This window comes from Halomonas caseinilytica (assembly GCF_001662285.1).
In the GTDB taxonomy this organism is placed as follows: domain Bacteria; phylum Pseudomonadota; class Gammaproteobacteria; order Pseudomonadales; family Halomonadaceae; genus Halomonas; species Halomonas caseinilytica.
Window position 1 is genome coordinate 662,207 of sequence record NZ_BDEO01000001.1, and the last position, 14,346, is coordinate 676,552.

At 63.2% G+C, this 14,346-nt stretch carries 13 protein-coding genes; 10 read left to right on the plus strand and 3 right to left on the minus strand.

Translation table 11 applies throughout. The annotated features are described in order from the left end of the window. The first annotated feature begins 172 nt into the window (after positions 1 to 172). The 7 genes from thrS to ihfA all read left to right on the plus strand — a co-directional run bounded on the left by thrS (position 173) and on the right by ihfA (position 7,397). On the plus strand, positions 173 to 2,071 hold the full coding sequence (gene thrS, locus HSDC_RS02850; RefSeq protein ID WP_064698395.1) for a threonine--tRNA ligase: 1,899 nt from the start codon (positions 173 to 175) through the stop codon (positions 2,069 to 2,071). Positions 2,072 to 2,105: 34 nt separating this feature from the next. Next, the gene (gene infC / locus HSDC_RS02855; protein WP_073292051.1) at positions 2,106 to 2,645 is read left to right on the plus strand and encodes a translation initiation factor IF-3; all 540 of its coding nucleotides are present in this window, start codon (positions 2,106 to 2,108) and stop codon (positions 2,643 to 2,645) included. Positions 2,646 to 2,730: 85 nt separating this feature from the next. Beyond that, positions 2,731 to 2,925 carry a 50S ribosomal protein L35 gene (gene rpmI / locus HSDC_RS02860; RefSeq protein ID WP_016854829.1) on the plus strand — a complete coding sequence of 65 codons (195 nt, stop codon included), beginning with the start codon at positions 2,731 to 2,733 and terminating at the stop codon, positions 2,923 to 2,925. Between the two features lie 36 nt (positions 2,926 to 2,961). Then, on the plus strand, positions 2,962 to 3,315 hold the full coding sequence (gene rplT, locus HSDC_RS02865) for a 50S ribosomal protein L20 (protein WP_013332273.1): 354 nt from the start codon (positions 2,962 to 2,964) through the stop codon (positions 3,313 to 3,315). A 173-nt stretch (positions 3,316 to 3,488) separates the two neighbouring features. Beyond that, positions 3,489 to 4,508 (plus strand): phenylalanine--tRNA ligase subunit alpha, encoded by a 1,020-nt coding sequence (gene pheS, locus HSDC_RS02870; RefSeq protein ID WP_064698397.1) that lies wholly within the window; start codon positions 3,489 to 3,491, stop codon positions 4,506 to 4,508. 145 nt (positions 4,509 to 4,653) lie between these two features. Then, positions 4,654 to 7,032, plus strand: a complete 2,379-nt coding sequence (pheT, locus tag HSDC_RS02875; RefSeq protein ID WP_064698398.1) for a phenylalanine--tRNA ligase subunit beta — start codon at positions 4,654 to 4,656, stop codon at positions 7,030 to 7,032. A 62-nt stretch (positions 7,033 to 7,094) separates the two neighbouring features. Beyond that, positions 7,095 to 7,397 (plus strand): integration host factor subunit alpha, encoded by a 303-nt coding sequence (ihfA, locus tag HSDC_RS02880; RefSeq protein WP_064698640.1) that lies wholly within the window; start codon positions 7,095 to 7,097, stop codon positions 7,395 to 7,397. Positions 7,398 to 7,475: 78 nt separating this feature from the next. Here the strand turns inward: ihfA and HSDC_RS02885 are convergent, their stop codons facing one another. After that, positions 7,476 to 7,682, minus strand: coding sequence for a DUF2788 domain-containing protein (locus tag HSDC_RS02885; protein WP_064698399.1), 207 nt, complete (start codon positions 7,680 to 7,682; stop codon positions 7,476 to 7,478). Between the two features lie 128 nt (positions 7,683 to 7,810). On the opposite strand from HSDC_RS02885, the gene HSDC_RS02890 reads away from it, so the two are divergent. Both HSDC_RS02890 and HSDC_RS02895 read left to right on the plus strand, forming a co-directional pair. Next, a complete protein-coding gene (locus HSDC_RS02890; RefSeq protein ID WP_064698400.1) occupies positions 7,811 to 8,275 on the plus strand; it encodes a flavodoxin domain-containing protein in 465 nt (154 codons plus the stop codon). A 2-nt stretch (positions 8,276 to 8,277) separates the two neighbouring features. Continuing rightward, the gene (locus HSDC_RS02895; protein ID WP_064698401.1) at positions 8,278 to 8,649 is read left to right on the plus strand and encodes a hypothetical protein; all 372 of its coding nucleotides are present in this window, start codon (positions 8,278 to 8,280) and stop codon (positions 8,647 to 8,649) included. Positions 8,650 to 8,791: 142 nt separating this feature from the next. On the opposite strand, the gene ppnN is transcribed toward HSDC_RS02895, so the two are convergent. Next, entirely contained in the window at positions 8,792 to 10,153 is a 1,362-nt protein-coding gene (gene ppnN / locus HSDC_RS02900; protein ID WP_064698641.1) for a nucleotide 5'-monophosphate nucleosidase PpnN, read from the minus strand. A gap of 182 nt (positions 10,154 to 10,335) precedes the next feature. On the opposite strand from ppnN, the gene HSDC_RS02905 reads away from it, so the two are divergent. Then, entirely contained in the window at positions 10,336 to 11,280 is a 945-nt protein-coding gene (locus HSDC_RS02905) for a LysR family transcriptional regulator (protein ID WP_064698642.1), read from the plus strand. Positions 11,281 to 11,355: 75 nt separating this feature from the next. Here HSDC_RS02905 and gcvP read toward each other — a convergent pair whose 3' ends face one another. Next, complete coding sequence (gcvP, locus tag HSDC_RS02910; RefSeq protein ID WP_064698402.1) at positions 11,356 to 14,250, minus strand: aminomethyl-transferring glycine dehydrogenase; 2,895 nt, start codon at positions 14,248 to 14,250, stop codon at positions 11,356 to 11,358. Positions 14,251 to 14,346: the final 96 nt, after the last annotated feature.

Genomic DNA, 14,346 nt, shown 5'->3' on the forward strand with positions numbered 1-14,346 from the left:
CAGTATAGAGTCGGAAAGGCGCCTTCGGGCGCCTTTTTCGTTGGCGATCAAGCTCACCCATGGCGCCGTCGGTAGGGCGTCTGGTAGGCTAGCGTCGCTCAAGGCAATCCATCTTCTCGCAACATGTGATCCCTGGTATGGATCACCACTGTGCCCAAGGAATCGCTTCATCATGCCCATCGTGACCCTGCCGGACGGCAGCCAGAGACCTTTCGACGAACCGCTTACCATCATGCAGCTGGCCGAGAGCATCGGCACGGGCCTGGCCAAGGCCTGTATCGCCGGGCGCATCGATGGCGAACTGGTGGACGCTGCGGATATCATCGATCATGACGCCGAAGTGTCGATCATCACCGCCCGCGACCCCGAAGGACTGGAGATCATTCGTCACTCCTGTGCCCACTTGATCGGCCATGCGGTCAAGCAACTCTATCCGGATGCCAAGATGGCCATCGGCCCGGTGATCGAGGATGGGTTCTACTACGATATCGACTTCGGTCGTTCGGTGACGCCCGAAGATCTCGAGGCCATCGAGGCGCGGATGCAGGCGCTGATCGATACGGGATACGACGTCGTGCGCGAATACGTCGACCGTGACCGCGCCATGCTGACCTTCCTGCATCGCGACGAACCCTACAAACAGGAAATCGTGCGCGAGATTCCGGAGGGGGAGACGATCCGTCTCTATCACCACCAGGAATACACCGACATGTGTCGGGGGCCCCATGTTCCCAATACTCGCCACCTCAAGGCCTTCAAGCTGACCAAGCTGGCCGGCGCCTATTGGCGAGGCGATGCCGAACGTCCCATGCTGACACGGATCTACGGCACCGCCTGGGGAGACAAGAAGCAGCTCAAGGCCTATCTCAAGCGCCTCGAGGAAGCCGAGAAGCGGGACCATCGCAAGCTGGCACGCAAGCTCGATCTCTTCCACATGCAGGAAGAGGCGCCGGGCATGATATTCTGGCATCCGCGCGGATGGACGCTCTGGCAAGTGGTCGAGCAGTACATGCGCCAGGTGTACAAGGATGGGGGCTATCAGGAGATCCGTTGCCCCCAGGTGATGGATGTCTCGCTGTGGAAGAAGTCTGGCCATTGGGACAACTATGCCGATGGCATGTTCTTCACCGAGTCGGAGAAACGCGAATACGCGCTCAAGCCGATGAACTGTCCGGGGCATGTGCAGGTCTTCAATTCCGGCCTGCGCAGCTACCGTGAACTGCCGGTGCGTTACGGCGAATTCGGCGGCTGCCATCGCAACGAGCCTTCTGGCGCCTTGCACGGCATCATGCGGGTACGCGCCTTCACCCAGGACGATGGGCATGTCTTCTGCACCGAAGCGCAGATCGAGTCGGAGGTGACGAGTTTCCACCGTCAGGCGCTGCAGGTCTATCAAGACTTCGGGTTCGAGGACATCGCCGTGAAGATCGCTCTGCGCCCCGAGAAGCGCCTTGGCGACGATGCGGTCTGGGATCGTGCCGAGGAAGCCCTGCGAGGCGCCCTGCGGACGTGTGACGTCGACTGGGAGGAGCTGCCGGGCGAGGGTGCCTTTTATGGTCCCAAGATCGAGTACCACATGAAGGATTGCCTGGGGCGTGAATGGCAGGTCGGCACCATGCAGGTCGACTTCATGATGCCGGTGCGTCTCGGCGCCCAGTATGTCACCGAGGATGGGGAGCGACGTTCGCCGGTGATGCTGCACCGGGCCATTGTCGGCTCGATGGAGCGCTTCATCGGCATCCTCATCGAGCACTATGCTGGCGCCATGCCATTGTGGCTGGCACCGCAGCAGGTTGTGGTGTTGACGATCACCGATGCACAGCGCGACTATGCCATGGCTCTCGAGCAGCGCTTGCAGAAAAACGGCCTGCGAGTCAAGGCGGACTTGAGGAACGAGAAGATCGGCTTTAAAATCCGCGAGCATACGTTGCAGAAGGTCCCCTATCTCCTGGTGGTGGGAGATAAGGAAGTCGAAGCCGACTCGGTAGCCGTGCGCTCGCGAAGTGGCGAGGATCTCGGCACCATGACGGTGGATGCCTTCATCGACCGGATTCAGGCCGAGCGGCGCTAGCGACATCTTCCAAGACTGAAGTGGAGACGGAACCATCAAGAGAAGCAACCCCAGAGGACGCCCGCAGGAAAAGCGTCCCCCGATGAACGAGAAAATTACCGATGAGCAGGTGCGCCTGATCGACAGCGATGGCGAGCAGCTGGGCATCATGGCCACTCGCGATGCGCTGGAGCGTGCCGAGGCGGCCGGTATGGATCTCGTGCAGATTTCCAATGCCGATCCGATCGTCTGCAAGATCATGGATTACGGCAAGTTCGTCTTCGAACAGAAGAAGCAGAAGGCGGCACAGAAGAAGAAGCAGAAGCAGATCCAGGTCAAGGAAGTCAAGTTCCGGCCTGGCACCGACGAGGGTGACTATCAGGTCAAGATGAAGAACCTGACACGATTCCTCGAAGGTGGCGACAAGGGCAAGGTCACGTTGCGCTTCCGCGGTCGCGAGATGGCCCACCAGGACATCGGTCGCAAGCTGATGGAGCGCATCGCCGCCGATCTCGAGGAGATCGGTACTGTCGAATCCTTCCCCAAGATGGAAGGGCGTCAGATGATCATGATTATTGCCCCCAAGAAGAAGTGATCCGGCGGCCGGTCAAACGGGTGGCGGGCGTGATGCCCGCCATCGGCCCCGGGTTTTCTCAAAAACCTCGAGCGGAGTTCAACTCATGCCGAAGATCAAGAGCAACAGCGGCGCTGCCAAGCGCTTCAAGAAGACGGCCAACGGCTTCAAGCACAAGCAGTCGTTCCGTAGTCACATCCTGACCAAGAAGTCCACCAAGCGTAAGCGTCAGCTGCGTGGTATGAAGCAGATCCACGACGCCGACAAGCAGCTCGTGCAGCGTATGCTGCCGAACCTGTAACCCTTGGTCGCAATTCTTCAACGTCAGGAGTAAGCCATGACTCGTGTCAAGCGTGGTGTCGTCGCACGTCGCCGTCACAAGAAAATCCTCAAGCAGGCCAAGGGCTACTACGGTGCCCGTTCGCGCGTCTTTCGCGTGGCCAAGCAAGCCGTCATCAAGGCCGGTCAGTACGCCTATCGTGACCGTCGCCAGCGCAAGCGTCAGTTCCGCGCTCTGTGGATCCAGCGCATCAACGCCGGTGCCCGTCAGCATGGCCTGTCCTACAGCCGCTTCGTCGGCGGCCTGAAGAAGGCCGGGATCGAAATCGATCGCAAGGTGCTGGCCGATCTGGCCGTCAACGAGAAGGCAGCGTTTGCCGCTATCGTCGAGAAGGCCAAGGCTGCCCAGTAAAGGGGATCGAGAGGGTGCGGCGCCAGCCTGGCGCGACCGCCGCCCCGATGATCGTCGCAGGGGAAGAGCAGCCGCTCTTCCCCTGTTTTTTTGACACCCGGTCGCGTCGGCGATGCCCGCACAGCGGGATATCGGTCGGCGATGGCGGGACCAAGAATTCGGAGCATCAACGGATGGACCACCTTCCCACTCTGGTCGCTGAGGCTCGCGATGCCATCCAGGCCGCCGACAGCATGGCCGCCCTGGATGAGCTGCGTGTGCGCTATCTCGGGAAGAAGGGCGAGATCACCGCGCTGCTCAAGGGCCTGGGTCAGCTACCGGCGGACGAGCGCCCGGCCGCGGGGGAGCGTATCAACCAGGCCAAGCAGACATTGGCCGCCGAGCTCGACGAGCGCAAGCAAGCGCTCGAGAAGGCTGACCTCGAAGCCCGGCTGGCCGCCGAAGCACTGGATGTCACGCTGCCCGGGCGAGGCCAGCCCAGCGGTGGCCTGCATCCGGTGACTCGGACCCTGGAGCGCATCGAGAGCCTGTTCACTCATGTTGGCTTCGATGTGGCGGTCGGGCCCGAGATCGAGGACGACTATCATAACTTCGAGGCGCTCAACATCCCTGCCCATCATCCGGCGCGGGGAATGGCCGATACCTTCTACTTCGATGCCACTCGGCTGCTGCGTACTCACACCTCCCCGGTGCAGGTGCGCACCATGAAGAGCACTGAGCCGCCGATTCGCATCGTCTGCCCGGGACGCGTCTACCGCAGCGATTCCGACCTGACGCATACCCCGATGTTCCACCAGGTGGAGGGCCTGCTGGTCGATGAGGACGTGCGGTTTTCCGACTTGAAGGGCACGATTCAGGACTTCCTGCATGCCTTCTTCGAGCGCGACGATCTGGCCGTGCGGTTTCGCCCGTCCTATTTTCCCTTCACCGAGCCCTCGGCGGAGGTCGATATCCAGTGCGTGATGTGTGACGGGGGCGGCTGCCGTGTCTGTTCCCAGAGCGGCTGGCTGGAAGTCATGGGGTGCGGCATGGTGCATCCGGAAGTGTTCCATCACTCCGGCATCGACAGCGAACGCTATACGGGCTTTGCCTTTGGCATGGGGGCTGAGCGTCTGGCCATGCTGCGCTATGGCGTCAACGATCTGCGACTGTTCTTCGATAACGACCTGCGCTTCCTGCAGCAGTTCACCTGATTGTCACCAGTACACACAGCCAGGGAGCATCGTCGTCAGGCTTGATACACAGGGAAGGGGGCAGCGCTCCGCGTAGGCCTGTCGACGGCCCGTCTCCGTGTCGCCGATGGCGATGCTCCCAGAGAGCACAGCGATAGGATTTGTCATGAAATTTTCCGAACAGTGGCTGCGTGAATGGGTTTCTCCGGCGTTGGCGACTCAAGCGTTGGCCGATCAGATCACCATGGCCGGCCTCGAGGTCGACGGCATCGAGCCTGTGGCGGCAGCTTTTGAAGGCGTGGTGGTCGCCGAGGTGGTCGAGCGGGCAAGACACCCCGATGCCGACAAGCTCAACGTCTGCCAGGTCGACGATGGCACTGAACGGCTGCAGGTCGTCTGCGGCGCTCCCAATGTCGAGGCCGGGCAGAAGGTGGCGTTCGCTCGGGTCGGCGCCGTGCTGCCCGGCGACTTCAAGATCAAGAAGGCCAAGCTGCGCGGTGTCGAGTCCCGCGGCATGATCTGCTCCGCCTCCGAGCTGGGACTGGAGGAGGAGTCCTCCGACGGTATCCTGGTATTGCCCGCGGAGGCACCGGTCGGCGAGGACTTCCGCGCCTACATGACGCTCGATGACAGCACCATCGAAGTGGACCTGACTCCCAACCGGGGGGATTGCCTGAGCATCCAGGGCATGGCGCGAGAGGTCGGCGTGCTCAACCGCCTCCCGGTCGAGGGACCGGGCATCGCGCCGGTGACGCCCGTGCACGATGACACCTTCCCGGTGCGTGTCGAGGACGCCGAAGGCTGCCCGCGTTATCTGGGGCGGGTGATCAAGGGCGTCGACGTCACGGCCGAGACGCCGCTATGGATGGTCGAGCGCCTGCGCCGTAGTGGTATCCGCTCCATCGATCCGGTGGTCGATGTTACCAACTACGTCATGCTCGAGCTGGGCCAACCCTTGCACGCCTTCGATCGGGCCAATCTCGATGGTGCCGTGATCGTGCGGCGTGCCCGCCAGGGCGAGCAACTGGTGCTGCTCGACGGGCAGGCCATCACGCTGAACGACGATACCCTGATCATTGCCGACGAGCGGGGCCCCTTGGCCATTGCCGGTGTCATGGGGGGAGAGCAGTCGGGCGTGAGCGCCGAGACACGTGACATCTTCCTCGAGGCGGCTCACTTCTCGCCCCTGGCAGTAGCAGGCCAGGCTCGCACCTACGGGCTGCACACCGATGCCTCGCACCGTTTCGAGCGTGGCGTCGATCCCGAGCTGGCCCGGGAGGCCGCCGAGCGCGCCACGACCCTGTTGCTGCAGATCACCGGCGGCGAAGCGGGGCCGTTGGTCGAAGTCGCCGACGCGTCGCGACTGCCTGGCGATCGGGAGGTGGTGCTGCGACGCGCGCGGCTGGATCAGGCCCTGGACAAGGTGTTGCCTGCCGAGGAAGTCAGCGAAATCCTCGAGCGCCTGGGCATGGTCGTCGAGACCAGCGACGAAGGCTGGCGAGCCAGGGTGCCGAGCTGGCGTTTCGACATTGCCATCGAGGAAGACCTCATCGAAGAGGTGGCGCGCATTCATGGCTACAACAAGCTGCCGGCGCGGCATCCTCGTGCCCATCTTGGCCCGCGTCCGGATCACGAAGCGCGTACACCGCTGGCCGCATTGCGCCACCGGATGGTCTCGCGAGGTTACTTCGAGGCGGTGACCTACAGTTTCGTGGCGCCGGAGTTGCAGGAGACCTTGTTGCCCGATGCCGTGTCACCGGTGTTGGCCAATCCTATCTCCAGCGACCTGTCGGTGATGCGTGCCAGCCTTTTCCCGGGCCTGGTGCGTGCCCTGGAGCATAACCTGAATCGCCAGCAGACTCGCGTCCGGCTGTTCGAGACGGGCCTGGTGTTCCGCGGAGAGCTCGATGACCTCGATCAGGTGCCGATGCTCGGCGCGCTGGTCTGCGGTAGCCGCGAGCCCGAAGGTTGGAGTGGCGGCAAGGAGAAGGTGGACTTCTTCGATCTCAAGGGGGATCTCGAAAGCTTGATCGAGATGGGCGGCGAGGCGGATGTCTGGCGCTTCGAACCCGGTGAACATCCTGCCTTGCATCCCGGTCAATGCGCCCGGGTGATGTACCGCGGGCAGGAAGCCGGGTGGATCGGTACGCTGCACCCGGCGGTGCGTGCTCGCCTCGGTCTCAAGGTCGATGCGTTGCTCTTCGAGGTTCGCCTGGATGCCCTGACCCATGGCCGCATACCGGCATTCCAGCCTTTGTCTCGTTTCCCCGAGGTGCGGCGTGACCTGGCCTTCCTGGTCGATGCCGAGCAGCCGGTGCAGGCCTTGCTGGATACCCTCCGGGCTCAGGCGGGGGAATGGCTGGTCGAGGCGCACCTGTTCGATGTCTATCAGGGCAAGGGCGTGCCGGAAGGGCGAAAGAGCGTCGCATTGGGCTTGACCTGGCAGCATCCTTCGCGCACGCTAAATGACGATGAAATCAATCAGTTGGTCGATGCCATCGTCGAGGAATCGCGTCTGCACCTGGGGGCCGAGTTACGCGCATGAAGGCCTCGGAGCGACACCTGGAGCAAGGGCTGGCTCGACCACCACAGCGTGAGGAAAGCGACATGGGGGCGTTGACCAAGGCCGAACTGGCTGAACACCTGCACGCCGAGCTTGGCCTCTCCAAGCGCGAGGCCAAGTCCATGGTGGAGTCCTTCTTCGAGGAGATACGCGGCTGCTTGCGCGAGAACGAGCAGGTCAAGCTGTCCGGGTTCGGCAATTTCGACCTTCGCGACAAGCGCGAGCGACCGGGACGCAATCCCAAGACGGGGGAGGAGATTCCGATTTCCGCTCGTCGGGTCGTGACCTTTCGTCCCGGCCAGAAGCTCAAGTCGCAGGTCGAGGCCTATACCGGCGACAAGAGCTGAATCGGCGCCACGGCACTGAGCGAGCCACGAGCGACGCCGCCACTTCCAGGAGAAGTGGCGGCGTCGTCATGTGTGTGGCTACAAGGCGCCGTTTTCCAGCGACCAGGTGATCACCACCTTGATCAGGTAAGCCAGCATACCGGCGCCGAGTACCACGAATAGCATGATGGTGCCGAAGCGGCCCGCCCCGGACTTTCGGGCCAGATCCCAGATGACAAAACCCATGAACAGCATCAGACCACCGATCATGATGGGCGTGATCCAGGTCTCGAAGGCGTTCTGCATGTCGGCTCCTTGGCGTCGATGGCCCGGTAGTCTACGCGATCACCGGCGCCCGGGCATGGCGGCCAGCGTGCGGCATCCCGGCGCACATGTTACTATCCAGCTGAATTTTTTAAGGCAAAATCCGCGACATGCCCATGCTCAAGATCTTTGTAGGAACCGTATACGGCGGCGCACTGGACGTGGCCGAACAGGTCGCGCCCCTATTCGAACAGGCTGGCTATGAGGTGTCGATCTTCGATCAGCCGACATTGGATGACCTGATCGGCTCGCCGACGGATCTGGCACTGTTCTGTACCTCGACCACCGGCAGTGGCGATTATCCGGGCAACCTCGTTGCCTTCGTGCGCGAGCTGGAAGCGAAAAGCCCGGGGCTCGTCGGTCTGAAGTACGGCATGATCGCCATGGGCGACAGCTCCTACGTGGACTCCTTCTGCGGCGCCGGTCGCAGTCTCGATGAGGTGCTGCAAGGGCAGGGCGCCGAGCGTCTCGGCGAGCGCCTCGAGGTGGATGCCATGGAAACCTTCATGCCCGACGACGCTGCCTTGCCCTGGGTCGACGAGTGGATCGAGTCCCAGCAACTCAAGGTGGCCTGAGCATGGCGGCTTCGCCTGAGCGTTGCAGCCTGCTGGTGGGGCTACTGATTCTGATGGTGGTCAGCGTGCCACGTTACCTGGCCGGTGGCCATGATACCCATCTGGCCTTGATGGCGATCGGTGGTGTCGCCGTGGCATCGTTGGCCGTCTTCCAGTGGTGGCGATTGTCTGCGGCGTTGCGTGCCGAGCTGCCCGGCCTGATGCGGCGCCTCGTGATTTGCCTGGTGGTCGGCCTGTTGGTCATGGGCATCTGGCATGCATTGTTCGGTGCCTGGAGTGGCTGGCCGCTGCTGGTGTCGCATGGTGCCACCCTGGGGTTGCTGCTGCATGCCTTGGGGTTGTGGTGGAAGCCAGCCCCGGAGAGGAAGAAGTAAGACGCGACTGATGCCGCTGGGAGGTAGAAGACAGCGGCTGACGCCGCTGGAAGAGTGAAGAACGGCGCAAAGCGCCTTAAGAGGGGGGAACTCCCTTGACGCCCCGAGCGCTGGGGCTAGCCTGCTCTTCACTCTTCACTCTTCACCCGAGGGTATAGCAGGGCACGTATTCGCCGGCGAGTTTCATGCGTCCCTGGGCGACAAAGGAGGTCAACAAATCGTCCAGGCGCGCCATCAACTGGGGCTCCGCGCTGAGGCGGAAGGGGCCATGAGCCTCGATGAGACGAATGCCTCGTTCCTTGACGTTGCCGGCGACGATGCCGGAAAAGGCCCGTCGCAGGTTGGCGGCCAGCTCATGCACCGGCTGCTGTCGATGCAAGGCCAGAGCCGCCATGGTCTCGTGATTGGGGTCGAAGGGTTCCTGGAAGTCTCGAGCCACGGTGAGCCGCCAGTTGAAGTAGAAGGCATCCTGTCTGGCACGCCGGTACTCGCCGACGTTGTCGATTCCCTTGCGCATGACGCGGGCGACCTCGACCGGATCGTCGATGATGATGCGGTACAGGTCGCGTACCGACTCGCCAAGGGTATAGACCAGGAATTCGTCGATGCGCTTGAAGTAATCGGCGGAACCGGCGGGACCGGTGAGGATGACCGGCAGTTCCATGTCGCTGTTGTCCGGATGGAGCAGAATGCCGAGAAGGTAGAGGATTTCCTCTGCCGTGCCGACCCCTCCGGGGAAGACGATGATGCCGTGACCCAGACGGACGAAGGCTTCCAGGCGCTTCTCGATGTCGGGCATCACCACTAGTTCGTTGACGATGGGGTTGGGCGCCTCGGCAGCGATGATGCCGGGTTCGGAAACGCCGAGGTAGCGACCCTCGCTGCGACGCTGCTTGGCGTGGGCAACGTTGGCTCCCTTCATCGGCCCCTTCATGGCGCCTGGACCGCAGCCGGTGCAGATGTCGAGCTCGCGCAGCCCCAGGTGGTAGCCCACGTGCTTGGTGTAGTCGTACTCTTCACGGGAGATGGAGTGACCGCCCCAGCACACCACCATGCTCGGGTCGCGGCTGGGCTTGAGGGTGCCGGCCTTGCGCAGAATATGGAAGACGGCGTTGGTGGTGCCTTCGGCGCTGTTCAGGTCGAAGCGGCGATGCGTCTGGATCTCGTTGTAGACATAGACGATGTCGCGCAGCACCGAGGAGAGGTGCTCCCGAATGCCGCGAATCATGCGGCCATCGACGAATGCCTCGGCGGGCGCGTTGGTGAGTTTCAGACGCACGCCACGGTCCTGCTGGATGACTTCGATGTCGAAATCCGGATAGGTCTCCATCAACGCCAGGCCGTCGTCGGTGGGATTCCCGGAGTTGAGGACCGCCAGGGCGCAGCTGCGCAGTAGCTCGTGCAAGCCGCTGCGTGAAGTATCGTGCAGACGGTTGACTTCCTGCTGGGAGAGTATTTCCAGGCTGCCTTCCGGCGAGATGGTGCTGGAGATGGTATCGGCCATTCGGGGCGTCCGTGTCGCGGTGATGATGAGCGGGAGTGTCTCCCGGGCCTTGCCTGTCGCGGCAACGCCGATCTGGATGTCATCGATGCTATCACGGCCTCGCGAGACGCGCAGCGCTGCGGCCGTGTCCGCCAACTGATAGAATGAAACCGCCTGTTTCCCGTACAGCGATGCGACGCGCCATGTTCAACGCCCAATACTTTCGCACTTTCATCACCCTGGTCGAGACTGGCAGTTTCACTCGGACGGCGCGTCGCCTGGAAATGACCCAGCCTGGCGTCAGCCAGCATGTCCGCAAGCTCGAGCAGTATCTCGGGCGCTCTCTGCTCGAGCGGCAGGGTCGGCGCTTCGCGCTGACCGAAGCAGGGCGGCGTGCCTACGACTACGCGCTCAAGCTGTTCGCCGAGCATGAGCAGTTCCGCCATTCCCTGGATGACGAGAGCCTCGACAGCGGCGAATGCCGGTTGGCGTCGCCCGGGAGTGTCGGCTTGATGCTCTACCCCTTCATCCTTGGTCAACAACAGATGCATACCGGGTTGACGGTCAGTTACAGCTTTGCCTTCAATCACGAGATCGTCAGCGATGTGCTCACCGGGCGTCATGACCTGGGGATCGTCACTGAAGCTGTGCGGCATCCCGAAGTGGACTGCGAGGTCTGGCACCAGGAGCCACTGTGCCTGGTGGTGCCGGCGGATTTTGCCGGGACCGGGCTGGCGGATCTGATGGGCATCGGCTTCATCAGCTACTCGGACGGCGTCAACCATGCCGATGTCCTGTTGCGCCGCAATTTCCCGGATGAGTTCCGCTCCATGAGTCACTTCCCGCGGCAGGGCTTTACCAATGAGGTGAGCATGGTGCTGGATGCCGTGGCGCGTGGCCTGGGCTTCACCGTGGTGTCGCGTCTGGTGCTCGAGACCTCGCCCTGGCAGCGCCAGGTCAAGGAGCTATCCTTGCCGCAACCGGTGCATGAGACCCTGCATCTGGTAACCCGGCGAGGCAGTCGCATGCCGCGACGCTATACCCGGCTGCTGGATGCCTTTCGTGACCACCGGCGCCACGAGCGCTATGGGCATGGGGAGCCTTCCATGGAGGTCGGTGCCAGAGAAGGCGGCGGGGAAGCGGACTGACGACGGCAGCGAGATCCCCAAAACCAAAATGACGACGCCCCGCCATCGAGCGGGGCGTCGTGTCATGGGAACGTCTCAATCCCGGTAGGCGTCGATGCTCGGACAGGAACAGATCAGCTGTCGATCGCCCTGGACATTGTCGACCCGGTTGACGGCCGGCCAGTATTTGGCCGCCTTGACGGCCTGGGAAGGGAAGGCGCCGATTTCGCGAGAATAGGGACGTTCCCAGGCATCGTCCATCAGATCGGCCATGGTGTGCGGCGCTCTGACCAGAGGGTTGTTGTCCGCCGGCCATTCGCCGGATTCGACGCGGGCGATTTCTTCGCGAATGCTGATCATGGCATCGCAGAAGCGATCCAGCTCATAGCGCGATTCCGACTCGGTGGGTTCGATCATCAGGGTGCCGGGCACCGGGAAGGACATGGTCGGCGCATGGAAGCCGTAGTCCATCAGTCGCTTGGCGATGTCCTCTTCACCGATACCGGAGGCGGCCTTGAGCGGGCGGACGTCGAGGATGCACTCGTGGGCCACGGTGCCGTTGGACCCCTTGTAGAGAACCGGGTAGTGCTCGCCGAGGCGACGGGCGATGTAGTTGGCACCGAGAATGGCCAGCTCGGTGGCCTCGCGCAGCCCGCGGGCGCCCATCATCTTGATGTAGGCCCACGAGATGGGCAGGATCGAGGCGCTGCCGAAGGGGGCCGCCGCCACCGCACCGGCGCCGGCCTCGACGCCTTCCAACGGGCGGACGCTGTGATTGGGAACGTACGGGGCCAGGTGCGCCTTGACGCCGATTGGCCCCATGCCCGGGCCGCCTCCACCGTGCGGGATGCAGAATGTCTTGTGCAGGTTGAGGTGGGATACGTCGCCGCCGAAGTCGCCGGGCCGTGCCAGGCCTACCTGGGCATTCATGTTGGCGCCGTCGATGTAGACCTGGCCGCCGTGCTCGTGAACGATCTCGCAGGCCTCGCGCACTCCTTCCTCGAAGACGCCGTGGGTGGAAGGGTAGGTGAGCATGATGGCCGAGAGATTGTCGCTGTGTGCCTCGGACTTGGCGCGCAGATCGGCCAGGTCGATATTGCCATCCGCGTCGCACTCGACCACCACGACCTTCATGTGGGCCATGGCGGCCGAGGCCGGGTTGGTGCCATGGGCCGAGCTGGGGATCAGGCAGACATTCCGGTGGCCCTCGCCCTGGGCCGCCTGGTAGCGGCGGATGGCCACCAGGCCGGCATATTCGCCCTGAGCGCCGGAATTGGGCTGCATGGCGATGTGGTCGTAACCGGTGATCTCTTCGAGGAAGGCGGCCAGCTCGTCGATGATCTGCTTGTAGCCGGCCACCTGGTCTTTGGGCGCGAAGGGGTGGATGCGTGCCAGCTCGGGCCAGGTGATGGGCATCATCTCGGCGGTGGCGTTGAGCTTCATGGTGCACGAGCCCAACGGAATCATGGCATGTGCCAGTGACAGATCCTTGTTTTCCAGGCGCTTGAGGTAGCGCAGCATCTCGGTTTCGCTGTGGTAGCGCTGGAACGTCGGGTGAGTGAGGAAGTCGGAATCACGCTGGCAGGCCTCGGGAATGCCGCTGGTGCCCGCGGCGACGATCTCGGCGTCGAGAACCGAGACGGAAAGGCCGTGTTCCTCGCCGAGCAGCACATCGAAAAGCTGGGCCACATCGTGGGCGGTGGTGGTCTGGTCGAGGCTCAGGCCGACATCGCCACCCTCGAAATAGCGCAGGTTGACGTCCTGGGCCATGGCGCGACCATGGATCTTGCCGGCATCCACGCCGGTCAGGCGCAGGGTGTCGAACCAGCTGTCATTGGCCAGGCTGACTCCGGCACGGCGCAGTCCTTCGGCCAGGATGGTGGTCAGCCGGTGAATCCGGCCGGCGATGGTGCGCAGCCCCTCGGCACCGTGGTAGACGGCATAGAAGCCGGCGATGTTGGCCAGCAGTGCCTGGGCGGTACAGATGTTCGAGGTGGCCTTCTCGCGACGAATGTGCTGCTCGCGGGTCTGCATCGCCATGCGCAGGGCGGTCTGGCCCCGTTCGTCCCGGGAGACGCCGATGATACGGCCCGGAATCGAGCGCTTGAGCTTGTCCGAGGTGGCGAAGAAGGCGGCGTGGGGGCCGCCGAAGCCCATGGGCACGCCGAAGCGCTGGGCCGACCCGACCACCATGTCGGCGCCGAGCGCTCCCGGCTCCTTGAGCAGCACCAACGACATGATGTCTGCGGCCACGCAGGTCATGATGCCCTTTTCCTTGGCAGCGCTCAGCAGGGGAGCGAGATCGCGGACGCGGCCGCTGTCGCCGGGATACTGTAGCAGGGCGCCGAAGGCATCGTGATCGGCCAACTGCTCGGCGGGCGCGACGATCAGCTCGAAACCGAAGTAGTGGGCCCGGGTGCGGACCACATCCAGCGTCTGCGGGAAGACATCCTCGGCGACGAAGAAGGCATTGGTCTTGGCTTTCTTGTTGGCGCGCCGGCAGAGCGCCATGGCTTCGGCAGCGGCGGTGGCCTCGTCGAGCAGAGAGGCATTGGCCAGGCTCATGCCGGTGAGGTCCATGATCATCTGCTGGAAGTTCAGCAGGCCTTCCAAGCGTCCCTGGGATATCTCCGGCTGATAGGGCGTGTAGGCAGTGTACCAGCCGGGATTCTCGAGCACGTTGCGCTGGATCACGGCCGGCAGCAGGGTGTCGTAATACCCTTGGCCGATATAGCTCTTGGCCACGCGGTTCTGTCGGGCCAGTCGATAGAGGTAGTCCAGCGCTTCGGCTTCGCTGCGCGGCGGATCCAGGGCCAGTTCCCGCCCGAGGCGGATGCCCGCCGGGACGGTGCGATCGATGAGACTGCCCATGCCGTCCATATCCAGCGTTTCCAGCATGGCGGCCACATCCTCGGCATCGGGGCCATTGTGGCGCTGGAGGAAGGCATCGTGGTTGGCCAGATCGGCCAGGCGGCGTTTGTCGAAAGCCATGACATACCTACTGTGACGTGGTGGCACCGGGTGCCGGATACGAAAGGAAGGGCGGAGCTCTGCCTGAAAAACGCCTGCGCTCAAGGGCGATGCGGC